This window comes from Anabaena sp. CCY 9910, from assembly GCF_963920875.1.
In the GTDB taxonomy this organism is placed as follows: Bacteria; Cyanobacteriota; Cyanobacteriia; order Cyanobacteriales; family Nostocaceae; genus Trichormus; species Trichormus variabilis.
The window spans coordinates 1-23186 of the sequence record NZ_CAWUDJ010000065.1; the positions used below are offsets into that span (position 1 = coordinate 1).

28 protein-coding genes and 1 pseudogene are annotated in these 23186 nt (G+C 40.4%); 22 read left to right on the forward strand and 7 right to left on the reverse strand.

Going from position 1 to position 23186, the window contains the following annotated elements; translation table 11 throughout:
* Positions 1 to 222: 222 nt before the first annotated feature.
* Complete coding sequence (locus ACM5QX_RS27345) at positions 223 to 918, forward strand: MAE_28990/MAE_18760 family HEPN-like nuclease (RefSeq protein ID WP_414756386.1); 696 nt, start codon at positions 223 to 225, stop codon at positions 916 to 918.
* Here ACM5QX_RS27345 and ACM5QX_RS27350 read toward each other — a convergent pair.
* Together ACM5QX_RS27350 and ACM5QX_RS27355 are read right to left on the reverse strand one after the other, a co-directional pair.
* Positions 915 to 1955 carry a DNA cytosine methyltransferase gene (locus ACM5QX_RS27350; RefSeq protein ID WP_414756387.1) on the reverse strand — a complete coding sequence of 347 codons (1041 nt, stop codon included), beginning with the start codon at positions 1953 to 1955 and terminating at the stop codon, positions 915 to 917. The genes ACM5QX_RS27345 and ACM5QX_RS27350 overlap by 4 nt on opposite strands.
* 161 nt (positions 1956 to 2116) lie before the next feature.
* Positions 2117 to 3535 (reverse strand): site-specific integrase, encoded by a 1419-nt coding sequence (locus ACM5QX_RS27355; RefSeq protein ID WP_414756388.1) that lies wholly within the window; start codon positions 3533 to 3535, stop codon positions 2117 to 2119.
* Positions 3536 to 3645: 110 nt separating this feature from the next.
* On the opposite strand from ACM5QX_RS27355, the pseudogene ACM5QX_RS27360 reads away from it, so the two are divergent.
* From ACM5QX_RS27360 to ACM5QX_RS27420, 13 genes and pseudogenes are all read left to right on the forward strand, one after another.
* Positions 3646 to 3795: pseudogene (locus tag ACM5QX_RS27360) on the forward strand (nitrogenase molybdenum-iron protein subunit alpha); the annotation flags it as partial.
* Positions 3796 to 3994: 199 nt separating this feature from the next.
* Complete coding sequence (gene nifK / locus ACM5QX_RS27365; protein WP_414756389.1) at positions 3995 to 5533, forward strand: nitrogenase molybdenum-iron protein subunit beta; 1539 nt, start codon at positions 3995 to 3997, stop codon at positions 5531 to 5533.
* 276 nt (positions 5534 to 5809) lie between these two features.
* Complete coding sequence (locus tag ACM5QX_RS27370) at positions 5810 to 6136, forward strand: Mo-dependent nitrogenase C-terminal domain-containing protein (protein ID WP_011320625.1); 327 nt, start codon at positions 5810 to 5812, stop codon at positions 6134 to 6136.
* A gap of 351 nt (positions 6137 to 6487) precedes the next feature.
* Positions 6488 to 7930 (forward strand): nitrogenase iron-molybdenum cofactor biosynthesis protein NifE, encoded by a 1443-nt coding sequence (gene nifE, locus ACM5QX_RS27375; protein ID WP_414756390.1) that lies wholly within the window; start codon positions 6488 to 6490, stop codon positions 7928 to 7930.
* An 82-nt stretch (positions 7931 to 8012) separates the two neighbouring features.
* Positions 8013 to 9347, forward strand: a complete 1335-nt coding sequence (gene nifN, locus ACM5QX_RS27380; RefSeq protein WP_414756391.1) for a nitrogenase iron-molybdenum cofactor biosynthesis protein NifN — start codon at positions 8013 to 8015, stop codon at positions 9345 to 9347.
* Between the two features lie 91 nt (positions 9348 to 9438).
* Positions 9439 to 9852: a nitrogen fixation protein NifX gene (gene nifX, locus ACM5QX_RS27385; RefSeq protein ID WP_011320628.1), complete on the forward strand. Its 414-nt coding sequence runs from the start codon at positions 9439 to 9441 to the stop codon at positions 9850 to 9852.
* A complete protein-coding gene (locus tag ACM5QX_RS27390; RefSeq protein WP_414756392.1) occupies positions 9849 to 10325 on the forward strand; it encodes a NifX-associated nitrogen fixation protein in 477 nt (158 codons plus the stop codon). Before nifX ends, ACM5QX_RS27390 begins: the two co-directional genes overlap by 4 nt.
* A gap of 153 nt (positions 10326 to 10478) precedes the next feature.
* Complete coding sequence (locus ACM5QX_RS27395) at positions 10479 to 10694, forward strand: CCE_0567 family metalloprotein (RefSeq protein WP_414756393.1); 216 nt, start codon at positions 10479 to 10481, stop codon at positions 10692 to 10694.
* Positions 10691 to 11008: a nitrogenase-stabilizing/protective protein NifW gene (gene nifW / locus ACM5QX_RS27400; RefSeq protein ID WP_010995605.1), complete on the forward strand. Its 318-nt coding sequence runs from the start codon at positions 10691 to 10693 to the stop codon at positions 11006 to 11008. Before ACM5QX_RS27395 ends, nifW begins: the two co-directional genes overlap by 4 nt.
* A gap of 10 nt (positions 11009 to 11018) precedes the next feature.
* Positions 11019 to 11822 (forward strand): HesA/MoeB/ThiF family protein, encoded by an 804-nt coding sequence (locus tag ACM5QX_RS27405; protein WP_414756394.1) that lies wholly within the window; start codon positions 11019 to 11021, stop codon positions 11820 to 11822.
* A gap of 79 nt (positions 11823 to 11901) precedes the next feature.
* A complete protein-coding gene (locus tag ACM5QX_RS27410) occupies positions 11902 to 12273 on the forward strand; it encodes a HesB/IscA family protein (protein WP_011320632.1) in 372 nt (123 codons plus the stop codon).
* Between the two features lie 191 nt (positions 12274 to 12464).
* Positions 12465 to 12764 carry a 2Fe-2S iron-sulfur cluster-binding protein gene (locus ACM5QX_RS27415; RefSeq protein ID WP_011320633.1) on the forward strand — a complete coding sequence of 100 codons (300 nt, stop codon included), beginning with the start codon at positions 12465 to 12467 and terminating at the stop codon, positions 12762 to 12764.
* A 115-nt stretch (positions 12765 to 12879) separates the two neighbouring features.
* Complete coding sequence (locus tag ACM5QX_RS27420; RefSeq protein WP_414756395.1) at positions 12880 to 13131, forward strand: FeoA family protein; 252 nt, start codon at positions 12880 to 12882, stop codon at positions 13129 to 13131.
* A 267-nt stretch (positions 13132 to 13398) separates the two neighbouring features.
* Here the strand turns inward: ACM5QX_RS27420 and ACM5QX_RS27425 are convergent, their stop codons facing one another.
* Positions 13399 to 13608: a TOBE domain-containing protein gene (locus tag ACM5QX_RS27425; RefSeq protein WP_011320635.1), complete on the reverse strand. Its 210-nt coding sequence runs from the start codon at positions 13606 to 13608 to the stop codon at positions 13399 to 13401.
* Between the two features lie 717 nt (positions 13609 to 14325).
* Here ACM5QX_RS27425 and ACM5QX_RS27430 point away from each other — a divergent pair.
* The 4 genes from ACM5QX_RS27430 (at position 14326) to ACM5QX_RS27445 (ending at position 17161) form a co-directional block, all read left to right on the forward strand.
* Positions 14326 to 14919 carry a CBS domain-containing protein gene (locus ACM5QX_RS27430; RefSeq protein WP_011320636.1) on the forward strand — a complete coding sequence of 198 codons (594 nt, stop codon included), beginning with the start codon at positions 14326 to 14328 and terminating at the stop codon, positions 14917 to 14919.
* A 112-nt stretch (positions 14920 to 15031) separates the two neighbouring features.
* Positions 15032 to 15496, forward strand: coding sequence for an ankyrin repeat domain-containing protein (locus ACM5QX_RS27435; protein ID WP_414756404.1), 465 nt, complete (start codon positions 15032 to 15034; stop codon positions 15494 to 15496).
* On the forward strand, positions 15483 to 16769 hold the full coding sequence (locus ACM5QX_RS27440) for a nitroreductase family protein (protein WP_414756396.1): 1287 nt from the start codon (positions 15483 to 15485) through the stop codon (positions 16767 to 16769). Before ACM5QX_RS27435 ends, ACM5QX_RS27440 begins: the two co-directional genes overlap by 14 nt.
* Positions 16770 to 16786: 17 nt before the next feature.
* On the forward strand, positions 16787 to 17161 hold the full coding sequence (locus ACM5QX_RS27445) for a hypothetical protein (protein WP_011320639.1): 375 nt from the start codon (positions 16787 to 16789) through the stop codon (positions 17159 to 17161).
* Between the two features lie 134 nt (positions 17162 to 17295).
* Here ACM5QX_RS27445 and ACM5QX_RS27450 read toward each other — a convergent pair whose 3' ends face one another.
* Complete coding sequence (locus ACM5QX_RS27450; RefSeq protein WP_414756397.1) at positions 17296 to 17757, reverse strand: hydrogenase maturation protease; 462 nt, start codon at positions 17755 to 17757, stop codon at positions 17296 to 17298.
* Positions 17758 to 17862: 105 nt separating this feature from the next.
* On the opposite strand from ACM5QX_RS27450, the gene ACM5QX_RS27455 reads away from it, so the two are divergent.
* Together ACM5QX_RS27455 and ACM5QX_RS27460 are read left to right on the forward strand one after the other, a co-directional pair.
* Positions 17863 to 18069 (forward strand): hypothetical protein, encoded by a 207-nt coding sequence (locus ACM5QX_RS27455; protein WP_414756398.1) that lies wholly within the window; start codon positions 17863 to 17865, stop codon positions 18067 to 18069.
* Positions 18069 to 18338 carry a type II toxin-antitoxin system YafQ family toxin gene (locus ACM5QX_RS27460; RefSeq protein ID WP_414756399.1) on the forward strand — a complete coding sequence of 90 codons (270 nt, stop codon included), beginning with the start codon at positions 18069 to 18071 and terminating at the stop codon, positions 18336 to 18338. The genes ACM5QX_RS27455 and ACM5QX_RS27460 overlap by 1 nt, the downstream gene beginning before the upstream one ends.
* A gap of 14 nt (positions 18339 to 18352) precedes the next feature.
* Here ACM5QX_RS27460 and ACM5QX_RS27465 read toward each other — a convergent pair whose 3' ends face one another.
* Complete coding sequence (locus ACM5QX_RS27465; protein ID WP_414756400.1) at positions 18353 to 18925, reverse strand: Uma2 family endonuclease; 573 nt, start codon at positions 18923 to 18925, stop codon at positions 18353 to 18355.
* Between the two features lie 315 nt (positions 18926 to 19240).
* On the opposite strand from ACM5QX_RS27465, the gene ACM5QX_RS27470 reads away from it, so the two are divergent.
* A complete protein-coding gene (locus ACM5QX_RS27470; RefSeq protein WP_414756401.1) occupies positions 19241 to 20233 on the forward strand; it encodes a metallophosphoesterase in 993 nt (330 codons plus the stop codon).
* Between the two features lie 62 nt (positions 20234 to 20295).
* Here ACM5QX_RS27470 and ACM5QX_RS27475 read toward each other — a convergent pair whose 3' ends face one another.
* Both ACM5QX_RS27475 and ACM5QX_RS27480 read right to left on the reverse strand, forming a co-directional pair.
* Complete coding sequence (locus tag ACM5QX_RS27475) at positions 20296 to 20718, reverse strand: hypothetical protein (protein ID WP_190569894.1); 423 nt, start codon at positions 20716 to 20718, stop codon at positions 20296 to 20298.
* 132 nt (positions 20719 to 20850) lie between these two features.
* The gene (locus ACM5QX_RS27480) at positions 20851 to 21429 is read right to left on the reverse strand and encodes a DNA topology modulation protein (RefSeq protein ID WP_414756402.1); all 579 of its coding nucleotides are present in this window, start codon (positions 21427 to 21429) and stop codon (positions 20851 to 20853) included.
* Between the two features lie 111 nt (positions 21430 to 21540).
* On the opposite strand from ACM5QX_RS27480, the gene gatB reads away from it, so the two are divergent.
* Entirely contained in the window at positions 21541 to 23016 is a 1476-nt protein-coding gene (gatB, locus tag ACM5QX_RS27485; RefSeq protein ID WP_414756403.1) for an Asp-tRNA(Asn)/Glu-tRNA(Gln) amidotransferase subunit GatB, read from the forward strand.
* Positions 23017 to 23186 lie beyond the last annotated feature (170 nt).

Sequence of the window (23186 nt, forward strand, 5' to 3'; positions counted from 1 at the left end):
AAAGAATAATTTGAGTTAGAAATTATCTAGCTTCACTACATATTTACCACTACCTGTAGGTGTTGCACTAGCACTGCGACAGAAGAATGATTTGGAGCCAAAAACGATAGATTGGCTTGAATCAAAAGAGTTTAAAGAATATACCACATCCGATGCAAGCAACTCTAAACCTAAAGTAATTCGACGTATTGAATACGTGCGTGACCAACTTCTAAATTAGCCATGCAAACAGTTCTGTTAGATTTCAACACTCGTGTCCAAGAAATTAATGAATATTTTGTGTTTTTAGAGGGACTGATTAACGAAACAACTAAGTTAGCTGTATCAGATGAGACAGATCAGCAAAAGATTAAAGCTATTGATCCTGACTTAGCTAAAACTCTAAAAGCCAATGCTTTTCTACTACTATATAATCTCATTGAATCTAGTATGAGGAATGCAATTGAAGCTATTTTTGATGAGCTAAAGGGTAAAAAGGTGTCTTTTAATTCTGTAAGAATTGAAATCAAGAAAGTTGTACTTCAAAACTTTAAAAATCGTTCACCTGAAGATATCCATACTAAAATATCAGATATATCTCTTGATATTATAACTGCTGGATTTAAAAGTAAGGAATTATTTTCAGGAAATCTTGACCGGGATGAAATTACCAAGACAGCCAGAAAATATGGTTTTTCTTTTAACACTGACTATGCTAAAACAAGGCATGGTGAAAACTTATACAGTATCATGCGTAACAGAAATGATCTAGCTCATGGAAACAAATCATTCTCTGAAGTTGGTAAAGATATAAGTATCGGAGACCTTATACAAATTAAAGAAGAGGTAATAGAATATATGCGTCAGATATTGGAAAATATTGAAAAGTATTTAAATGCAAAAGAATATTTGGATTCGTCCTGTATAAGCTTTTCTTAAATAAATTTATTGATATGTTGAAGAAGACTTTGAGCAATAACTTGACCTAGTTTGACAGGAACAGCATTTCCTATGAATCTTCCTACGCGAGCAAAAATAACAGGTTCGTTAGGGGCTACAAATTCATAATCTGCTGGAAAAGTTTGTAATAATGCTGCTTCTCTTAGAGATATGGCTCTATCCTGTTCAGGGTGTCCAAAGCGTCCATTACCAAAACCGAAGCACTGCGTGGTGATTGTTGGGCTAGGCTGATCCCATTCCATTCTACCGTACACTCCCGAATAAGTTTTGCCACTGTTTTTCGTATGACATTTAGCTATGAGGTCTTTAGACCAATCACGCCAAGTTCCACCAGGTTTGGAAGCACGTATGCGCTGAAGATTTAGAGGAGATAATTTGCTGCATTGATGAAGTCTATCAGTTTTAGATGCTTGTCCTGCCAAAAGAGGCTCAAGATGTCCAATTGTTTCACGTACTGTTCTGTATTTTTGAATCTCATGGTTAGGTTGAATCAAGTCAATCTTACCGAATTTTGAAGCGAGAAGAACTAACCGTTTTCTAGTTTGAGGAATTCCATAATCTAAACAATTCACTTCGTAAGTATCAAATGAATAGTGTAAATACTCTAGCTGCTGAGTAAAATCATAAAAAACTGAGTGGTACTTTAGCTGAAGTACGTTCTCCATAGAAACAATTTCCGGCTCACACTCTTGCACAAGACGAGCAAAATCTTGCACAAGCTTCCATTTTGATTGTTTATCTATATAACGTCTCGAATAACTTGAAAAAGGTTGACAGGGGGCGCAACCAGCTAAAACCTTTACGTTACTGTCAGAAAAGTGCTTTGCCAAATCAGAGCCATTAATATGCTCTACATCTTTTAGTATGAATTCTGCTTTGGTATTGTATTCATATGGAAATTGACAGGCTGGGTCAATATCATATCCAGCTTTTACTGTAAGACCTGCTTGTTCAAATCCATAAGTGAGTCCACCTACACCACAAAACAGATCAACTGTAGAGATGCTTTCAGCCATTCACTTCCTCTTATTCCTGGTATATGCGATCCAATCGGCTAGTTTAGCGTATTTGTATACGGACGACAAGACAACCTATTAGCAAACTTACTTCCTACTACAAATAGTACAACCATAATTTATAGTTTTTTTTTACATAAATAGCTAGATTTTTTATAAATTTAGCTATATTTATAAACTAACTCCATCCTTAACTTTTCAATCTCCAGCTTCAAGTTATCATTCTCCAGCCTCAATCTAGCATTCTCATCTCTGATCACCTCGATTTCATTCCTCTTAGTCAACGCCTGATTAATTGCCAGCTTCCGCATATCTAACGAAAACCAACGCTGATAGGTTTGGGTATGAACCTGCATACTATGACCTAAATTATCCGCCGCCGCTTTGATTGGAATACCTAAAATGTGCGCTCTAATTGCCCAGGCGTGACGTAAGTCATAGGGCTTAAAATCTAATTCAACTTTACGGAACCACCAACTAATACGCTGGGTTAAGGCTGTTATTGCTGCATGATTAGTTTTATCTTTTTTACTAATGGCAATCGCCAGCATTTCTAAATACTTGGGGTTTCTTAAATCAAACTCATCAATCCATTCTTTATGTAACGGTAATGCTTGTCTTTCCCCAGTTTTACACTCTTTATCTACTTTCCATGTTAAGTCTGTATTTTCTTTGCTTAACCACCAATTGATATCAGGGTTAATAAAAATTTCTCTAGGGCGTAAACCAAAAACTGCTAACATTCCATACGTCCAGCGCCAAAGTTGCCAGCTATCTTTTACGTCTTGATTAACTTGATTACCTCTAGTAGTTAAATAATCTTCAAATTTGGTAATTCCTGATAATATTTCTGCATCTGTGGGAATGTTGCGCGAATTGCGATCGGGCATTTTGGAATACTGAGACAAATCAATTTCTATCTTGAATGTTTGGCAAAATGCAGATATGGCTCTGGCTGCATTATATCTCGCCCATTCTTTATCAATTTGCTCAATTGAATTGATGAGATTTTCCGCCGTTGCTAAATCTTTGGGATTTGTGTATCGTTGGGTGCGGGAAAAATAGTAAAAAAAGGTATGTTTGCTTTTGGTGGTGCGTTTATGGGTTTTAAAATACTCTTCGGCAAATTTTTCTAGTAAATCACCTATGGTTTGTGAATCTTTTTTAGTGGCTTCTTTGCCTAAATATTTATCGTTCCACTCAAAGGTTTTCCGCGCGATTAATTTACCTAGTTCGTAAGCTTCTTCCTCAGCCGTCTTCAGTCCATCTAAGTTGGCAGGGATATTCAAACTGAGATTGTATTGTTTTCTCCCAGTACCGTTGGTGTCCTTGTCTCCGGGTTTAATTGGTAACGTTGCTCGTAATTGCAGACTTCCGTTGGATTCCCGAATTGATACTTTCGTCTTTGCAGACTTCAAACGCAGATTTACTTTGTCTAGGTCTTGTAGTACTTTTGTTCTCATGTGTTCTCTTTGCTGCTGTGCTTGCAGACTTGAGCCGAGAAAACTGCCGTCGGTAGATGAAAGTGGCTCTAAGTCTGCAAAGGCTTGTTGATATTTGTCTTGACCCTGATTTTGCATCGCTGTGGTATTAGCCTATATTTAGCCTAAAAATTAATGTGTTATCAGCAAACAATGTTCATCACTAACACTGCTCAGTGCAAACATTAAGCTGTTGAAAGCTATTAAACCACAAAAAGGATTACTCCGGCCCTTATCACGGTTACGACGGATTTGCTATCTTCGCCCGTGACATGGATTTAGCGCTCAACAGCCCCACTTGGGACTTGATTGGCGCTCCTTGGAAGAAAGCTGCTACAAAAGCTAAGGCTGCTGCCTAATTCCAGATAAATAGAGGGATAGCCTGGGGTTGTTGCCCCAGGAACCCAGGGAAGAATGGTGGATGCTGAATGCTGGATGAAGATTTTTATTCATTATTCATGATTCATCACTCGTTACTACCTTGAGGAGGAGTGAACCCCCCAGGCTGTCCTCACTCATCACTTACAAACCAACCAGCAAGCGTAGAGAGATACAACAATGCCTCAGAATCCTGAAAGAATTGTAGACCACGTTGATCTATTCAAACAGCCAGAATACACCGAGCTATTTGAAAACAAGAGAAAGAACTTTGAAGGCGCTCATCCTCCTGAAGAAGTTGAAAGAGTGTCTGAATGGACAAAATCTTGGGACTACCGGGAAAAGAACTTTGCTCGTGAAGCTTTAACCGTTAACCCTGCTAAAGGTTGCCAACCTGTAGGCGCGATGTTCGCTGCTTTGGGTTTTGAAGGTACTCTACCTTTCGTACAAGGTTCTCAAGGTTGCGTTGCTTACTTCCGTACACACCTCAGCCGTCACTACAAAGAGCCTTGCTCCGCAGTATCTTCTTCCATGACAGAAGACGCAGCAGTATTCGGTGGCTTGAACAACATGGTTGAAGGTATGCAGGTTGCTTACCAACTGTACAAGCCTAAGATGATTGCTGTTTGCACCACCTGTATGGCTGAGGTTATCGGTGACGACTTAGGTGCGTTCATCACCAACTCCAAGAACGCTGGTTCTATTCCTCAAGATTTCCCTGTACCCTTTGCTCACACCCCCAGTTTCGTTGGTTCTCACGTAACTGGTTATGACAACATGATGAAGGGTATTCTGTCTAACTTGACAGAAGGTAAGAAGAAAGCTACCAGCAACGGTAAAATCAACATCATTCCTGGTTTTGATACCTATGTAGGTAACAACCGCGAAGTTAAGCGGATGTTGGGTGTAATGGGTGTTGATTACACAATCCTGTCTGACAGCAGCGACTACTTTGATTCACCAAACACTGGTGAGTACGAAATGTACCCAGGTGGTACCAAGCTGGAAGATGCGGCTGATTCTATCAACGCTAAAGCTACTGTTGCTCTCCAAGCTTACACCACACCCAAGACCCGTGAGTATATCAAAACCCAGTGGAAGCAAGAAACACAAGTATTGCGCCCCTTTGGTGTTAAGGGTACTGACGAGTTCTTAACAGCTATCTCTGAATTGACCGGTAAGGCTATTCCTGAAGAGTTGGAAATCGAACGCGGTCGTTTGGTTGATGCTATCACCGACTCCTACGCTTGGATTCATGGTAAGAAGTTCGCTATCTACGGCGATCCAGATTTGATCATCTCCATCACCAGCTTCTTGTTAGAGATGGGTGCTGAACCAGTACACATCCTTTGCAACAACGGTGACGAAACCTTCAAGAAAGAAATGGAAGCTATCCTCGCTGCTAGCCCATTTGGTAAAGAAGCTAAAGTCTGGATTCAAAAAGACTTGTGGCATTTCCGCAGCTTGTTGTTCACCGAGCCTGTAGACTTCTTCATCGGTAACTCCTACGGTAAGTACCTGTGGCGTGATACCAAGATCCCAATGGTGCGGATTGGTTATCCTCTCTTCGATCGCCACCACTTACACCGTTATTCTACCCTCGGCTACCAAGGTGGTCTAAATATTCTTAACTGGGTTGTTAACACCCTGTTGGATGAAATGGATCGCAGCACCAACATCACTGGTAAGACCGATATCTCCTTCGACTTGATTCGCTAGAAATTAATGCAGCCTGCCATTGAAAGGTAGAACTTAGGGGCTGGGGATTGGGTATTGGGTACTAGGAATATTTTTTCCCAGTCCCTTCCAGTCCCCAGTACCCAATATCTAATCATCAGTTTGGGTGTGAGGGTGTAAGGGGGTAGGGGTGTAAGAGAATAAATTAAACAAGACAATGAAATAGCTACAAATCAATTGTTTGTTTCTCCCCTATACCCCTATACCCCTATACCCCTACACCCGTCTAAATACTCTATTCACTTTAAGTTCCTTAGTATGTCATCAACTCACACTCATCAGCATCATCCTAATTTCCATCCACCAAACTATAAGAAACCAGGCGCTTTTGATGTGCTTCGTCCTTTGCGTGGTTTGGTTGATAATTTTCCGGTTAAAAATGCTCGTTTCGCTCATCTTGTTTGCCAGGTAATTCCTTGCTGTTGTCCTTTTGAGCGAGACATTAATTTATTTGGGCGGACTATCCATATTCCAGCATTGTGTAAACTCAATCCTTTGTATGACGAATTTGTCGGGTTGCGTTTTCGCGCTTTATCTTATCTAGCTGATGAATGTGGAGAGGATGTAACGAAGTACATTTGCTAGAGGTTAGAGGTTAGAGACTAGGGGCTAGGGAAAGGATTTTCTCTTGCTTTTTGCGTTATCTAATTAGCCGTATTTCTTGCAAAGGTCTGTTTATGAAAATGCTACCGTTGATGATTTTGTCAGTTTTTTAAAACGCAAAGTATCGCGGAGGTTAACGCAGAGAGAAGTATGAGCGGCGGCTCCCGCCGATCATAACTTCGGAGGGTACGCGGAGGATTTTTGTGTATTTCGCGTGATGAAAGAAGATTTTTGCAAGAAGTTTATTAAGAACAGTTATCGGTGAATTGGGGATCATTTCACTATTTACTGATAACTGACAATTAACAACGTCGATCGCGTGCGAGAAGAGAGATGAAGAACACCCAAGGCAAAATCAACGAGTTACTGAATGAGTCGGGATGTGAACATAATCAGCATAAGCATGGTGAGAAGAAGAATAAGTCTTGTTCACAACAAGCGCAACCTGGGGCGGCTCAAGGGGGCTGTGCATTTGATGGGGCGATGATTTCCCTGGTTCCGATTGTGGATGCGGCTCATTTGGTGCATGGCCCGATCGCCTGTGCTGGTAATTCTTGGGGTAGTCGTGGTAGTCTCTCTTCCGGCCCCCAGCTTTACAAAATGGGCTTTACTACCGATATGTCAGAAAATGATGTAATTTTCGGTGGTGAGAAGAAACTCTATAAGGCAATTCTAGAAATTCACAAACGCTACAATCCATCGGCGGTATTTGTCTACGCTACTTGTGTGACGGCGTTGATTGGTGATGATATTGATGCTGTTTGCAAAACTGCGGCGGAGAAAATTGGCACTCCTGTTATCCCTGTAATTGCTCCTGGGTTTATTGGGAGTAAGAACTTGGGCAACCGTTTTGGTGGTGAATCTTTATTAGAATATGTTGTCGGTACAGCAGAACCGGAGTACACCACACCCTATGATATAAACTTAATCGGCGAATATAACATCGCCGGAGAAATGTGGGGAGTCCTGCCGTTACTAGAAAAATTGGGTATTCGCGTCCTATCGAAAATCACAGGCGATGCTCGGTTTGAAGAAATCCGCTATGCACACCGCGCCAAGCTGAATGTGATGATTTGTTCACGGGCGCTGCTCAATATGGCGAGAAAAATGGAGGAACAATACGGCATCCCCTACATTGAAGAATCTTTCTATGGCATCGATGATATGAATCGGTGTTTGCGGAATATTGCCGCCAAATTGGGCGACCCTGATTTGCAAGCGCGGACAGAAAAGCTGATTGCAGAGGAAACGGCGGCGCTGGATTTGGCACTGGCTCCCTATCGCGCTCGTCTCAAGGGTAAGCGAGTCGTACTCTATACCGGTGGTGTCAAGAGTTGGTCGATTATCTCGGCGGCGAAGGACTTGGGTATTGAAGTTGTGGCTACCAGTACCAGAAAAAGTACAGAAGAAGATAAAGCTAAAATCAAACGGTTGTTGGGTGCTGATGGCATCATGCTCGAAAAAGGCAATGCCAAAGAACTCCTGCAACTGGTAAAAGATACGCAAGCTGATATGTTAATTGCTGGTGGTCGTAACCAATACACCGCCCTCAAAGCCCGGATTCCCTTCCTGGATATCAACCAAGAACGCCATCATCCTTATGCTGGTTATGTGGGCATGGTTGAAATGGCGCGGGAATTGTACGAAGCCCTCTACAGCCCGATTTGGGAACAAATTCGTAAGCCTGCGCCTTGGGATGAAGATTTGGGAATACTGGCTCACGAATATACAAGTAATCACGATCATATCTTGGCATCTATAGAGGAGTTAATTTAATGGTGGCTGTCACTGTACCTTATACCCAATCCCCAGTCCCCAGTCCCCAATCCCCAGTCCCCTCTCTAGAGGAGTTAATCTGATGGCGATCGTTACGCTCCCCAATAAATCAGTTGCAGTCAATCCTCTCAAGCAAAGTCAAGCCCTGGGTGCTTCTCTGGCCTTCTTGGGATTGAAAGGGATGATTCCTCTGTTTCATGGTTCCCAAGGTTGTACAGCTTTTGCCAAAGTGGTGTTAGTCCGGCATTTTCGGGAAGCCATACCTCTGGCGACAACGGCGATGACGGAAGTAACTACCATTTTGGGTGGTGAGGATAATATTGAGCAAGCAATTCTCACTTTGGTGGAGAAGTCCAGCCCAGAAATTATTGGTCTGTGTAGCACTGGATTAACAGAAACCAGAGGCGATGATATTGAACGCTTTCTTAAGGATATCCGCGATCGCCATCCGGAAATATCTCACCTACCAATTGTATTCGCGCCTACACCAGATTTTAAAGGGGCGTTGCAAGATGGATTTGCGGCGGCTGTAGAAAGCATCGTCCAAGAAATTCCCCAACCCGGTACAACCAGAAGCGAACAAGTCACAATTTTGGCTGGTTCTGCCTTCACTCCCGGAGATTTACAAGAAATCAAAGAGATTGTCACCGCTTTTGGTTTAGTACCTATCTTCGTTCCTGATATTGGTGCTTCCTTGGATGGACACCTGGATGAGGAATATAGTTCGGTAACAACGAGTGGAACAACCGTTGCACAACTAAAAGAAGTCGGTCGTTCCGCCTTCACCATCGCCTTGGGTGAAAGTATGCGGGGTGCGGCGAGGATTCTGGAAGACAGATTTAACATTCCCTACGAAGTCTTTAGCGAACTCACTGGCTTAGAACCCGTAGACGAATTTATCCAAGCCTTAGCAATTCTCAGCAGCAACCCAGTACCAGAAAAGTATTGTCGTCAACGTCGCCAACTGCAAGATGCAATGTTAGACACACACTTTTACTTCGGTGCAAAACGCATCTCCTTGGCGTTGGAACCAGACCTGTTGTGGTCAATGGTCAAGTTCCTACAATCAATGGGGACACAAATTCACGCCGCCGTTACTACCACACGCTCACCCTTATTAGAACAACTCCCCATCAAGAGCGTAACCATCGGTGATTTAGAAGACTTTGAACAACTGGCAGTAGAATCTGACCTGTTAATTGGTAATTCTAACTTAGCAGCGATCGCCAAACGTCTTTCCATCCCTCATTATCGTCTTGGTATCCCCATCTATGACCGCTTAGGTAATGGTCATTTCACGAAAGTCGGCTATCGCGGCTCAATGGAAGTCTTATTTGGCATCGGTAACCTATTTATAGATGCAGAAGAAGCAAGAGTTAAGAACTTTGATGAGAATTTTGTAATGGGTAATAGGTAATGGGTAATAGGTAACAAAAGAGAATTTAATTTGTCCCCAATCCCCAATCCCCAATCCCCAGTCCCCAATCCCCAATTCAGGAGCAATCAGAATGAAAATTGCCTTTACCACTAGTGACCGAATTCATATTAATTCGCACTTCGGTTCTGCTAAAGAAATTGATGTCTACGAAATTAATGCGGAAGGATATCAATTTTTAGAAACATTGAACTTTGAAGGCGAACTCAAAGAAGATGGCAACGAGGATAAAGTTGCACCAAAATTAGCCGCATTAGCTGACTGTGCCATTGTGTATGTCGTCGCTATTGGTGGGACTGCGGCTGCCAAATTAATCAAAAAAGGTGTCACTCCTGTAAAGGCGCGATCGGAAGAAGAAAAAATCAGCGAACTCCTGAATAAATTAGTCGAAACCCTCAAAGGTAATCCTCCACCTTGGTTGCGGAAAGCATTGCAACCAAAAACCAGAAATTTTGCTGATGAAATTGAAGACGAAGCAACAGTATGACCCCAGAAAATAACGTTAACGGCACTACTACTAGTGTCGTTTCTACCTCCCCATTTTTGAAAGCCTTAGTCCTCCAAATTCGCGGACAAGATGCTTATGGAGTATATCGTAGCTGGTCTGATGATTTACTCCTCAAAGGTTTTGTTGTCACCAAACAAAAAAAACGGGAAATTTCCGTGCAAGGAGAAGTTGACCCCGTAACCATATCACGGATTATGTCCTTCTTTAAGGCGATCGCCGCCAGAATTGAACAAGAAACAGGCTTAATCTCCCAAGTTGTACTTGACTTAAGTCATGAAGGTTTTGGCTGGGCGTTAGTTTTTTCTGGTCGTCTAATACTCACAGTTAAAACCTTAAGAGATGCTCATCGTTTTGGTTTTGACTCTTTAGAGAAACTAGCGGAAGAAGGTGATAGATATGTTGCAAAAGGAGTTGATTTAGCTAATCGCTATAAAGAAGTAAGTAAGTTGTAAGAGGAGTTTTAAACGCAGCGAAAAGTTCCTCGAAGCCGGGTTTCCCGGCGTAGGAAACTTTTCAAGACAGAGGGACACAGAGGTTTACGCGGAGGAACGCAAAGTGTTACTCTCTGCGCCTCTGCGTGAGACATTCAAAAACTATTCAAGACTATGCAAATAGAAGAAACAACGATTGAGGAAATACAAACCAAAATCAAACGCCTCAATAGTAAAGCCGGGCAAATGAAAATGGATCTGCACGATTTAGCAGAAGGTTTGCCCACAGATTACACCCAACTGATGGACGTTGCGGCTGCAACTTATGAAATTTATCGTCAGCTAGATGAACTCAAGCAAGAGTTGAAGAAATTGGAGAACACTAAATGACTAAGAGCCTAGAAGAATTTAAGAAGCTCGTAGATGCAGAAGAATATTTTAAATTCTTTGAGCTAGATTACGATGCAAAGATTGTCAATGTTAATCGTTTGCATATTTTGAAAAAATTCTCGCAACTCATCAGCGAAATTGATACTAATTATCCCGACATAAGTGCAGAAGAAAAGTTAAATCAATATTCATTAGCTTTGCAATCAGCTTATCAAGTATTCCTCGGCTCATCCCCACAAGAACAAAAGTTGTTCAAGGTGTTTAAGGATAAGCCAAAAAATGTAATCACGCTGACAGAACTATCGTCTGATTAGGAGGTATAAAGTGATCAACCTAACGCCTACCGAGTTAGAACGTTATAGCCGCCAAATGATGCTCCCTAATTTTGGCGAAGCGGCTCAAAAACGCCTGAAGTCAGCGACAGTTTTAGTCACAGGTGTGGGGGGATTAGGCGGTACGGCGGCGCTTTACCTAGCAGTAGCGGGCGTTGGGCGACTAATCCTCGTCCGGGGCGGTGATTTGCGACTGGATGATATGAATCGTCAGGTTCTGATGACGGATGATTGGGTTGGTAAACCAAGGGTATTCAAAGCCAAAGAAACCCTACAAGCAATTAATCCTGATATCCAGATAGAAACAATTCACGACTATATAACCTCGGAAAACGTAGATTCATTGGTACAGTCTGCTGATATGGCGCTGGACTGCGCGCACAATTTTACTGAGCGTGATTTGTTGAACTCAGCTTGTGTGCGTTGGCGTAAGCCAATGGTAGAAGCAGCGATGGACGGGATGGAAGCTTATCTGACAACAATTATTCCTGGTGTGACTCCTTGTTTGTCCTGCATCTTCCCCGAAAAACCAGAGTGGGATCGGCGCGGCTTTTCTGTTTTAGGCGCTGTCTCTGGGACACTAGCTTGTCTAACAGCGTTGGAAGCAATTAAGTTGATCACTGGTTTTAGTCAGCCGCTATTGTCGCAATTACTCACCATAGACTTGAATCGGATGGAATTTGCCAAGCGTCGTTTGTACCGCGATCGCTCTTGTGCTGTTTGCGGTAATGATGCGCCTTGGAGATATGCACAATCCAACTCAATGGAAACCAGTAGTAATTGCACACATAGTTGACACAAACGCAATCTCACACATCACTACGAATACCACACCTGAAAGCACAACAACTATTCGCTACGAATCAGGAGATTTGATGACCGTTACTTTAACAGAAAAGGCCGAATTTCGTCTACGAGCATTCCTGCGAGGTTCTGCGAAAGACGCTAACGAAACCACAAAAGGTATTCGCATCTCTGTCAAAGATGGTGGTTGCAGTGGCTATGAGTATCTGATGGATGTCACCAGTCAGCCGCAACCAGATGATTTAGTAAGTCAACAAGGTAGTGTGTTGGTTTACGTCGATGCTAAAAGCGCACCTTTGTTAGAAGGAATTGTCATCGACTTTGTTGAAGGTCTTGTCGAAAGTGGCTTTAAGTTCACCAACCCCAACGCTACTAGTACTTGCGGTTGTGGAAAGTCTTTCAAAGCAGGTGACTGCTCCCCCGAAGGTGTACCTTGCAGCTAAATAATTCGTAATTATTACCTAGTACATCAGTTAACAGTTAACTGTTAATCGCATCAAGTCTTCCTGTAAACAAAATGGATAATTGCTTCCCATCAAATGCAGTGTCCAACTCCGGCTTAATTCTCGAAGAATTCAGGGAGATTTAACTTCGAGAAATCTATCGATCCTATAAATTTGAGGAGAATCAGAAAATGGCTACCTATCAAGTTAGATTGATTAGCAAGAAAGAAAATATCGATACCACCATCGAAATTGATGAAGAAACTACAATTTTAGATGGTGCAGAAGAAAATGGTATTGAGTTACCTTTCTCTTGTCATTCTGGTTCTTGTTCTAGCTGTGTAGGCAAAGTTGTTGAAGGTGAAGTTGACCAATCTGATCAAATCTTTTTGGATGACGAACAAGTTGGTAAAGGCTTTGCTTTACTTTGTGTTACTTACCCCCGCTCCAACTGCACAATTAAGACCCACCAAGAACCATACCTTGCTTAATTTATTGCTGTAATCGCTACTATTTACAGCTTGTGCAAGTGTAGCTTAAATCAGGATGAAGGATATAGTTCATCCTGATTTCTTATATAAATCTATTCTGAATTGATTAACACCAATGTTTTCACCATTTACTGTAAATGGCAGTTCTTTGCAATTGCTAAAAGTTGGCGATCGCGGAATAGTCAAGTTCTGCAATATTCAGGATAAAAATATTCTCAAAAAACTCAAGTCTCTGGGCTTAAATACTGGGGTCACTATCACCATAGAGCAAGAATTCCCTTCTTTAATGATTCAAGTAGGAAGCATTCTCTTAGAGATAGATAAAGAACTTGCCCGTAATATCTACGTTCGTGTAATTAATAATTGATTGAATTGAGAAAAATTTTTACTGGTAAGTAACTTATCTTATACCGTTTCTTAGTTTCTTAATGAAGATGTACTTTATTCTGGACTATAGAGACGTTGCACGCAACGTCTCTACATCATTTATTGGGTGCAATTTCATAGAGAATTGGTATTACAGTATGAGAGTACTTGAAATTATTAAAATATTAGGGAAATAAAATAAATAGAGACTTTAATATATAACGTCTCTATTTAGGGAATAAAGGTAAGCCACCTAATTAGTTTTGGTTTAGTCAACAGCAACTATCACATCTGAGGATTTAATTAAAGCGTATGCTTGCTTACCCTCAGTTAGTTGGAGTTTGTCTGCTGATGATTTGGTGATAATCGAAACTATCTCTACCCCAGGCGCTAGTTCTAATGTCACCTCGGTGTTGACAGTACCAGGCACAACTTTTTTAACAGTTGTTTTCAAGAAATTACGTGCGCTAACTTCCATATTTTCTAATCTTACCTGTTTACAGCAAACAGAATACCAACATTTTCAGTAAAACAAATCACCCCTTTAGACTTTTTTAATTATTCCAATAGATATAAATTTAAACATTGAAAGGTGATTATCTGTCTTTTATTAAATAAATATAGAATCTATTTAGACGTTATATTATAATAATTTTATTGATTCTCCGCCCAGGCAATGTTATTTACTTAAATCCTTGATTTATCAATAAAAAAATAGCTGACATCATACAAGATAACTGTCAAAATAGCTGCTGTTGTAGTATTTTTTAAGCGGATTTAATCAATGTACACGGCAATTGTTAGAAACATTCATAATCTAAGCTTATCAGAGTGATAATATATAAGTAAGCTAAATTGTTGCTAGTGAACCTAGACCTCAGCAAAAAGCGATTACAGGGTTATCTCAGACATTCCTACCTTAATACTGGTCAATCTTAGAAATTGGGTAGATGGTCATATATCTTCAAGATGATACTCTCGGAACGCTGCGGAAATCTTTAAACAAAAACAACCAGATTTATTAGGGTTTGTCATAAGTCTCATACTTATCATGAGGTGTGTCTAATTACCTTAAACGCTTTTCAGCCGGCATATTTAATTACTCTAATTATGCAGGCTTTGCCAAAGCAGTTTGGGCGAAATTACGGCAGTTTAGAAATAATTTCCTTCCTTGCAAACATAAGGAGCAGTAATTATGAGAGCTAAACAAATTATGACTCAAGATGTAGCTACTATTCGCGGTTCTGCGAGTGTAGCAGAAGCAGTGAGACTCATGAGGCTCAAAGGACTGCGTGCTTTGATTGTCGAACCTCGTCATAGTGCTGATGCTTACGGTATTGTTACTGTGGCTGATATTGCAGGTAAGGTGATTGCTTATGGAAAAGACTCCGAAAATGTCCGTATCTATGAAATTATGAGCAAACCCTGCATCACTGTCGATCCTGATCTTGATGTAGAGTATGTAGCTCGTTTATTGTCAACTACAAATCTGTGGTGTGCGCCTGTAATTAAAGGTGAATTACTTGGCGTAATTTCCATTACAGATATTGTCAGCAAAGGCGACTGTATTCCTAAACCAAAATTAACTTTCTTACGCAAAGAATTACACAAAGCTATCTCCGATGCGCGAGGAATTTCTGCTAACTATGGCTCAGATTCTAAACGAGCTATTGAGGCTTGGGATTTAGTGGATGAACTGGAAGTAGAAGCCTGCTTTTATGGCTTACCAAAACCAGACAAATCTGCTAGAGAACTATTTGCTGATAAACCAGAGCTAGTTACAGTTTAGAGTATGGTTTTACAACTCTAATAACTAGGATTCTATAGCATTGTGTTGAGTAATGGTGGGCAATGTCCACCATTATCTTTTCCATGCAAATTCTTCCGAGTTACAACAAATGATGAACCGTAAAAGTCATTTCAATTTGAGTGCAGCCACTAAAGAATGGTTGATAGGAAAAGGCTACAATCCTGAAGATTTAGAACAACCTGGGGAAAATGGCGATACTGCTTTGATGAAAGCTACACGAGAAGGGGTTGGCGCTGTCGTCAAAGAACTAATTGATTTAGGTGTGGATATCAACGCTAGAAACAACGACAATAATAATGCTTTGTGGTTTGCTTGTTTTGGCAATCATTATGATTTAATTCATCTGCTACTGGCAGCTAGAATTAACATTGATAACCAAAATGATAACGGTGCTACTGTTTTAATGTATGCCGCATCAGCAGGTAAGACAGAAGTATTGAAGTTGCTCCTACAATATCATCCTAACTTATATTTAAAAAATTTGGATGATTTTCAGGCAATAGATTTTGCTAGCAATGTAGAAGTTCTAAGGTTACTGAAAAATGCCACAAAGTGATGTTTTCGGTAAAGCTTACCATGAAGCAACTAAGCATTCTTACTTGTCGGTACAGCTTGATCCAAATTATTTAGATGCCTCAACTCAACCATCGGCATTTAAATTTTATCCCAAGTTTTATCGTCGAGTGAAATTAAATCTCGATAATCCAATTCACTCTTTTATCTGGTTAACTAGTGCTATCACCTTTGAGAAGGTATATAACAATGTAAGTTACAAACTTCGGGTAAATCCTTCAGCAGGCGCACTGTATCCCACTGAGGTGTATGTACAGATTCGGGGAATGCCGAAAATAGTAGATGGGATATATCATTTAGAAGTTGAGAATAATTGTCTAACACTCATCTATGAATTAATTGATGATGGCTTAGAGAGTTATGTTATACCGAATAAATGTATTACTGGATTCATTTTTTTAATTAGTTCTGTTTATTATAGGTCTAGCTGGAAATATAAACAAAGGAGCTTGAGATATTGCTTATTAGATAGCGGACACCATTTAGGTGCTGTTGCTGCTTCAGCGTATCTCCATAATCGTGATATTCAGCTAATTTTTGATTTTGATAAACTCGCTCTCAATACAGATTTAGGGTTTGAGAATAAGGAGTTTATTACTGGTTGTGCGATATCTGGCGAAATACACGAGAAACAGATTAGAAAATTAAGGCTGAAAGTTCCCTTTGTTTGCGGCACAGATTACTTTGAAGCTAATCAATTTATTGAGGATAGCTACCAAGCAACATCTGTGCAACCAAGTCACCAGCAACAATTACAACAGCCTTGCTTTGATTTTGAGCAGGATAAATTCTACCAAACTGTCTGGAATAGACGTTCGATTAGACGTTTCCGGAAAGAGTTCATTTCGCAAGAACATTACTTATATGTCTTGCAACTACTACAGCAGCCAATCCCGACAGAAAGCGGTGAGGAGATAGAAACCTACTCGGTAATACATCGAGTCGAGGGGATGAAATCAGGGTTATATAGAGGCGCGAATTTGGTTAAAGCAGGTGACTTTAGTGAACACACTGGTTACTTGTGTGTGAATCAAGCTCTTGCCAAAGATTGTGCTGTGGTTTTGTTTTTTGTGTCCGAATACACCAGTTATCAAACTGCAATGCAAATAGCTGGTTTTTTAGGACAGAGAATTTATTTGGGTAGTAATTATGTAGGCATTCAATGTAGTGGTATTGGTGCTTTTTATGATGATGAAACCCAGGAATTCTTAGAAACACATAAAGATGTGCTTTATGCAACGGCAATTGGAACCTGAATAGGATTGTAACAAAGATGAATCGGCACAGATTTGATTTTAGCGGAGATGATTCCCATCCCATGCAGCCAACTTCGGCTGACATTATCTTGAGACAGCAATTAGAGTATTCCCTAAGTAAATACTTTTATGAAGGATGCGATCGCACCTTACAGAATCTCCTCTCTAATTGCAGATGGTACGTCACAACTCAAGCCAATGCAATGACGTTGGTAATTGAATGTCCAGATCAGGTTACCAACTGGCGGGTTTTGCAAAAACTCGTCCCAATGGGTAAATTAATCAATCAAATGGTCAGTAGTGCCAAAATTCGCGTCTGTCCCCCAGAAGGCGAAGGCGTACCTTTTGAAATGAGAGTAGACGAACTCTCTGTCTATCGAGACATGGCGTGATGGACAGTAGGGACGAAGAGAGGAGTAGACAAGCAGGGGGAACAGGGAAAGAAAATTACCTAGTTCCCCAATCAAGACAAAAGTCAAAAGAACAAATCTTTTAGCTTTTTACTTTTTACTTTTTTGTCCCCATCCTAATTACGAATTATTTCCACGACTTTCTCAAAAACCACATCAGCAGATTTTTCAACAACAGGACTTAACTCTAGTCCAAAATCAAGATTTTCCGCCTCAATTAAATAAACTGTTACGTCTTGAGGAAAATCATCTGGAAAGATTTTCTTCCCGGCGGCTAAAGCATGATCCCAGCGAAAATCGTGTAAGTTATAACTAGGTTCGGGTAAGGCTGCTAATTCTTCACCAGGGACTTTGAATACTGCGCCGGGTTCCGAACCAGTGGAACTTGCATCAATAATTACTAATTGTTTGCTACCTCTAGCTTGAAACATAACTTCCATCCCTGCGGTTCCACAGTCATATACCTGCACATGGGGATGGGGATTTGCAGCTAGATATTTTTGTAAGCGTTGGGCGATGATTACGCCTACAGCATCGTCACAGCGATTGAGATTTCCGCAACCAATAATAGTGAGCATCGTTTAATTAATTATTACCTAACCTGTTAAATATGTACTTGGTTTGGGATATAAACTCTCATCGTGTTAAATTGATAAGGTAAGTAGTAAAAGGTATAATTTACTATGGATTTTAGTGATGTAATAGAGGCAATCAAAGCACTTTCGTTTGAAGAAAAACAAGAAATTCAATTGTTATTACAGCAGTATTTAAGAGAGGAACGTAGGCAGGAAATATATGATAATTACAAAAAAGCAAAGCTAGAAGAAAAGAATGGTGAATTAAAGTTCAGTGCTAATATTGACCAACTGAAACAGATGATGGAAGAGTGATGATAGAAGTCAGTTTCAGTGCATCATTTAAACGTTACTTTAAAAAGCGAATCAAGGGAAATGTGGATTTAGAAGCTAAATTCTGGCAGAAAGTGGAGCGATTTACAGCAGATCCATTTGATCAAAGTTTGAAAACTCATAAACTATCAGGTAAGCTCGATGAACTATGGAGTTTTAGCGTAGATTATGATGCAAGGGTGTTATTTTATTTCATAGATGAAGGAAATGCTGTATTTATTGATATTGGTAGTCATGATGAAGTATATTAACAAAAGTTAAAAACCTAAATAATTCTTGCTTGTTGAAAGATGTGCTGAGGTGTAATTCGTAGCCCAACAAATAGGGAATCTTCTAAACTATCATTACCCCGTTTAGTTTGAGGAGCAGCATCAGCATAGAAAATAGTTACAGTTTTTGCTCTAGGGTCAATAATCCAAACTCGCTTCACTTTGGCATTCAGATAATCCGTTGCTTTTTCGATCATTTCCCCGAAGGTTTGACCAGGAGAAATAATTTCAATCACTAATTCCGGTGCAACAGGACAAGCTTCATCTTGCAACCAATCAGCAGCAAGACTGTTATAAGAAACATAGACCAAATCTGCTACGGGAACCCAGTCCTGTTGATTTCGTGTTAGTTTAATAGCCCATTCAATGACAACTCGCCCCTTTCCTTGCGCCCATGTAGATAAGAGTATAAATAATGCACCTGTTATGGAACTATGAAAAAATTTTGGCGACATTTCACCATTTTTGAATTTGGGGACAGCTTCTCCGTCAATTAATTCATAGATAATGTCTTCTTCGGGGAGTGCAAGAAATTCTTCTAGGGTGAGTTTGTTCTTGAGTTGAGTCATGGTTAATATTAGGTTAGTGATGACTCTATGTTGATGGAGTTGCCTATACTAGCATACACGAAAGTTTAGATACCCGAATTTTGTTATATCGTTTCTGAATGAAGGTGTGCTTTATTCTGGACTGTAGAGACTTTGCATACAACATCTCCACATCATTTATTTGGTGCAACTTCATAGAGAATTGGTATCAGTAGTATTATGTGCGATCGCTTGATATTACTACATGATTTAATTTACCAGTTATCATACTTTCTCTTAATTTACTCTTAATATTAAAATCTTAAGCTCCTAGCGAATTACAACAAACTGCACAATATGAAATTCACAAAACTGCTAGGAATTTTAGCTCCATTTTGCTTACTTGGTATTTCTGCAACCTTTATCTCTTCCAGTAATGCACAGCCATCATTTAATGGTCGTGGCCCCAAAAATTTCGACTTTGCGCTCATTGGTGATATTCCCTATGATGCCAGACAAGAAACAGAGACTCAAAAGTTAATTCAAGATATCAATAATTCCTGGGTTCGCTTTGTTATTCATGATGGCGATTTTAAGAGTGGTTCTAGTCCATGTTCTAATGAGCTATTCTTGCAAAGATTCCAGTTATTACAGCAATTTAGACATCCCCTCGTCTATATATTTGGTGATAACGAATGGACAGATTGTCATCGTCCCGCAGCTGGTGGATATGATTCCCTTGAGCGTTTAGCAAAATTACGTGAAATTTTTACTCAAGGAGATAGAAGTTTAGGACAAAGAACAATTGAGCTAAATCGTCAAAGTGATAAGTCTCAATACAGTAAGTTCCGTGAGAATGTTTACTGGACGGAAGGGGATGTTTTATTTACTGGTATTCACGTTGTTGGTAGTAACAATAACCTTGGCAGAAATGCAGTAAATGATGCTGAATATGCTGAACGTAATGCTGCTAATATTGTCTGGCTAAAAGAAGCCTTTGCTCGTGCTAAAGCTAACAGAAGCCTTGGTGTGGTAATTGTTATTCACGGCAATCCAGATGATTTCAATATTCCAGCCAACGCACAACAAAATGGCTTTCGTGATTTTGTGAATGCACTGAAAAGTGAATTGAAAAATTATAGTAAGCCAGTAATGCTGGTTCATGGAGATAGCCATTACTTCCGCATTGACAAACCTTTAAATATAGATGAAGCACCCGGTACAGTGATTACAAATTTCACACGGGTTGAAACCTTTGGTTCTCCCAATGTGCATTGGTTACGAGTCACAGTTAATCCTAGAAATCCCAATCTCTTTGAAATAAATCAAGAGATTATACCTGCAAAATAGTAGGAGAAATGAGGAGATAGGAAGATAGGAAAAATACTTCCTTCTCTCCCTTATTTTGGATATCAGAACTGGACATTATATTTATCGGCAAGCTCAGAAAGCTTTTCATACTGCTGAATAGCAGCTTCCAAAATTAATTGTTTCGCTTCTTCTGGTGTATTGCCATTCTCTGGAATTAAATACTTAACATAAAGGGATATGAAGTCGGCCATAATTGCTGAACCTACTAAACCATGACTATCGGCTTCTTGTCCAGCGATCGCCGATACTAAACCTGCTTTAATTGGGTCTGGTTTTGATTTCATAAACTGGTCAATAATTTGCCAGATATACTCATTTGGTATTAATTTTTCTAACTTAGTTTTGTCGGGTATAAATTCTATACCTGCCGCTCTTGACTGCTCTACAACACACCATTCTGTAAATTCTTGTAGTGCTGTTTCGGGAAGTTTGGGGAGATATTTGTGTAGTTCTAAATCAGACACAAGCTTACCTATAAATTTCAGTTTTGTTGAAGTGCATTAAGGCAAGCCTAACTTACTGTTTCTACTAGTTTTAGTGCGTTACGCTACGAGTTTCAGATAAATATTGCAAGTGCTAAAATCTGGGGTTCAAAGTTACCCCTTTGCCTGAGAAATTTGTTGTAAAAATTCTCTGACTTCTCTGGGGTTATGGAGGATAAATACTTGCTGATTTGATGCCAGATTGCTGAGTCTTTGTAAAATATTAGGACGACGGGTAATGGGATATGACCATATATATTTACAAAATTCCCAGTTCAGTCTTTCTGGACAACCTGATGATATATCTGGTCTAGATTTACCCGCATATTGCCAACGTCGCTGCATCACTCGTAACAAGCATAACAGGCGAGAAAAATCTAAAAAAATGACCGTGTCTGCTACAGGTAAACGTAAATCCAAGGTATTACCATAGTTGCCATCCATAATCCAAGAATCACGCTTAATTAGGTCTTGAATGATTATTTGCCATTCATCTTTGGCAGTTTCCACCCATCCAGGATTCCAGTAAAAAGCATCCAAGTGAATTACGTCTAAATCTAAAATTTTTCCCAGTTCACGGGCTAGGGTAGATTTACCAGCACCTCCAGAACCGATGATCATAATTTTCTGCATTTGCCAACAAGGGTATAGGGGTGTAAGGGTATGGGGGTTTAGGGGGAAGATATCTTTCATCTATGACTGTGAAATTTGTTTCATTGGGACTGCCTTCTGCCCTCTGCTTTTCTTCGTCAAGGCAGGGCTAAAATAGTAATCTACGTGTAAATTCCTTGAACTATTGATTCTATGACTTCTGCTACGACTGTAAAAACTGAGTATGAAGCGATTATTGGTCTAGAAACCCATTGTCAGCTGAGTACTAATACCAAAATTTTCTCTAGTAGCTCAACAGCGTTTGGGGCTGACCCTAATACTAACATTGACCCAGTGTGTATGGGTCTGCCTGGTGTTTTGCCTGTACTTAATGAAAAAGTCTTAGAATACGCTGTTAAGGCGGGTTTGGCTTTGAATTGCCAAATTGCTAAATATAGTAAATTTGACCGTAAACAGTACTTTTATCCTGATTTACCGAAAAATTATCAAATTTCTCAATATGACTTACCTATAGCTGAACATGGCTGGTTAGAAATTGAGTTATTAGATGCTGAGGGTAACCCGAAACGTAAACGAATTGGAATTACCCGCCTGCATATGGAAGAAGACGCAGGGAAACTGGTACACGCAGGGAGCGATCGCATCTCTGGTTCTACCTATTCTCTGGTAGACTACAATCGTGCGGGTGTGCCTTTGGTAGAAATTGTCTCAGAACCAGATATCCGTACTGGGCAAGAAGCTGCCGAATATGCCCAAGAATTACGCCGGGTGATGCGTTATCTCGGTGTTAGTGATGGCAATATGCAGGAAGGTTCTCTGCGCTGTGATGTGAATATATCTGTGCGTCCTGTAGGACAGGAAAAATTCGGCACAAAGGTAGAAATTAAAAACATGAACTCCTTCAGCGCCATTCAAAAAGCCATTGAACACGAAATTGAACGGCAAATAGAAGCCATAGAGTCAGGGGAAAAAATTATTCAAGAAACGCGGCTGTGGGAAGAAGGTTCACAACGCACAATTAGTATGCGGACTAAAGAAGGTTCTAGCGATTACCGCTACTTCCCCGAACCGGATTTAGCACCTATTGAGGTGTCGGAAGCACAACTGAGTCAATGGCGTGGCGAATTACCAGAACTACCAGCCCAAAAACGCCATCGTTACGAAAGTGAGTTGGGACTGTCGGCTTACGATACCCGTGTGCTGACAGAAGATGTCATTGTATCTCAATATTTTGAAGCAGCGATCGCATCTGGCGCAAATCCCAAAGCAGCCGCTAACTGGATTACCCAAGATATCGCCGCCTATCTCAACAAACAAAAACTCAGCATCGCAGAAATCGGCTTAACTCCCGCTAACTTAGCCGATGTGATTACCCGGATTGAAACTGGTAAAATTAGCAACGCCCAAGCTAAACAAAAATTACCAGAGTTACTCACAGGATTATCCCCTGAAAAAGCCTTTGCAGGTCAAGAACTCATCAGCGACCCCAGCGTTTTAGAACCCATCGTTGATGAAGTCATAGCCGCTAACCCCAAAGAATTGGAAAAGTACCGCAACGGTAACATCAATCTTAAGGGTTTCTTTGTCGGTCAAGTGCTGAAAAAGACCAACAAACGTGCTGACCCCAAACTGACAAACGAATTGGTAGAAAAGAAACTGAATGGCTAACACCAGTATTTCGTTAGTCATCTTTATGACTTACCCATGAAAACGAAAGATCAAGGGTTTGGAGAAGGGTATAGGGGTATAGGGGTTTAGGGGTATAAATATTTGAAACCCTTACACCCTTACACCCTTACACCCTTACACCCTTACACCCTTACACCCTTACACCCTTA

Bases quoted from the DNA above. Each gene is read 5' to 3' on its own strand.
- ACM5QX_RS27435 (WP_414756404.1), top strand. From the start codon at position 15,032: ATGAACCGTAAAAGTCATTTCAATTTGAGTGCAGCCACTAAAGAATGG.
- nifX (WP_011320628.1), top strand. From the start codon at position 9,439: ATGAAAATTGCCTTTACCACTAGTGACCGAATTCATATTAATTCGCAC.
- ACM5QX_RS27355 (WP_414756388.1), bottom strand. From the start codon at position 3,535: ATGCAAAATCAGGGTCAAGACAAATATCAACAAGCCTTTGCAGACTTA.
- ACM5QX_RS27445 (WP_011320639.1), top strand. From the start codon at position 16,787: ATGAATCGGCACAGATTTGATTTTAGCGGAGATGATTCCCATCCCATG.
- nifN (WP_414756391.1), top strand. From the start codon at position 8,013: ATGGCGATCGTTACGCTCCCCAATAAATCAGTTGCAGTCAATCCTCTC.
- ACM5QX_RS27390 (WP_414756392.1), top strand. From the start codon at position 9,849: ATGACCCCAGAAAATAACGTTAACGGCACTACTACTAGTGTCGTTTCT.
- ACM5QX_RS27350 (WP_414756387.1), bottom strand. From the start codon at position 1,955: ATGGCTGAAAGCATCTCTACAGTTGATCTGTTTTGTGGTGTAGGTGGA.
- nifK (WP_414756389.1), top strand. From the start codon at position 3,995: ATGCCTCAGAATCCTGAAAGAATTGTAGACCACGTTGATCTATTCAAA.
- ACM5QX_RS27410 (WP_011320632.1), top strand. From the start codon at position 11,902: ATGACCGTTACTTTAACAGAAAAGGCCGAATTTCGTCTACGAGCATTC.
- ACM5QX_RS27470 (WP_414756401.1), top strand. From the start codon at position 19,241: ATGAAATTCACAAAACTGCTAGGAATTTTAGCTCCATTTTGCTTACTT.
- ACM5QX_RS27450 (WP_414756397.1), bottom strand. From the start codon at position 17,757: ATGCTCACTATTATTGGTTGCGGAAATCTCAATCGCTGTGACGATGCT.
- ACM5QX_RS27455 (WP_414756398.1), top strand. From the start codon at position 17,863: ATGGATTTTAGTGATGTAATAGAGGCAATCAAAGCACTTTCGTTTGAA.
- nifE (WP_414756390.1), top strand. From the start codon at position 6,488: ATGAAGAACACCCAAGGCAAAATCAACGAGTTACTGAATGAGTCGGGA.
- ACM5QX_RS27420 (WP_414756395.1), top strand. From the start codon at position 12,880: ATGTTTTCACCATTTACTGTAAATGGCAGTTCTTTGCAATTGCTAAAA.
- nifW (WP_010995605.1), top strand. From the start codon at position 10,691: ATGACTAAGAGCCTAGAAGAATTTAAGAAGCTCGTAGATGCAGAAGAA.
- ACM5QX_RS27395 (WP_414756393.1), top strand. From the start codon at position 10,479: ATGCAAATAGAAGAAACAACGATTGAGGAAATACAAACCAAAATCAAA.
- ACM5QX_RS27430 (WP_011320636.1), top strand. From the start codon at position 14,326: ATGAGAGCTAAACAAATTATGACTCAAGATGTAGCTACTATTCGCGGT.
- ACM5QX_RS27415 (WP_011320633.1), top strand. From the start codon at position 12,465: ATGGCTACCTATCAAGTTAGATTGATTAGCAAGAAAGAAAATATCGAT.
- ACM5QX_RS27460 (WP_414756399.1), top strand. From the start codon at position 18,069: ATGATAGAAGTCAGTTTCAGTGCATCATTTAAACGTTACTTTAAAAAG.
- ACM5QX_RS27425 (WP_011320635.1), bottom strand. From the start codon at position 13,608: ATGGAAGTTAGCGCACGTAATTTCTTGAAAACAACTGTTAAAAAAGTT.
- gatB (WP_414756403.1), top strand. From the start codon at position 21,541: ATGACTTCTGCTACGACTGTAAAAACTGAGTATGAAGCGATTATTGGT.
- ACM5QX_RS27440 (WP_414756396.1), top strand. From the start codon at position 15,483: ATGCCACAAAGTGATGTTTTCGGTAAAGCTTACCATGAAGCAACTAAG.
- ACM5QX_RS27370 (WP_011320625.1), top strand. From the start codon at position 5,810: ATGTCATCAACTCACACTCATCAGCATCATCCTAATTTCCATCCACCA.
- ACM5QX_RS27465 (WP_414756400.1), bottom strand. From the start codon at position 18,925: ATGACTCAACTCAAGAACAAACTCACCCTAGAAGAATTTCTTGCACTC.
- ACM5QX_RS27480 (WP_414756402.1), bottom strand. From the start codon at position 21,429: ATGAAAGATATCTTCCCCCTAAACCCCCATACCCTTACACCCCTATAC.
- ACM5QX_RS27345 (WP_414756386.1), top strand. From the start codon at position 223: ATGCAAACAGTTCTGTTAGATTTCAACACTCGTGTCCAAGAAATTAAT.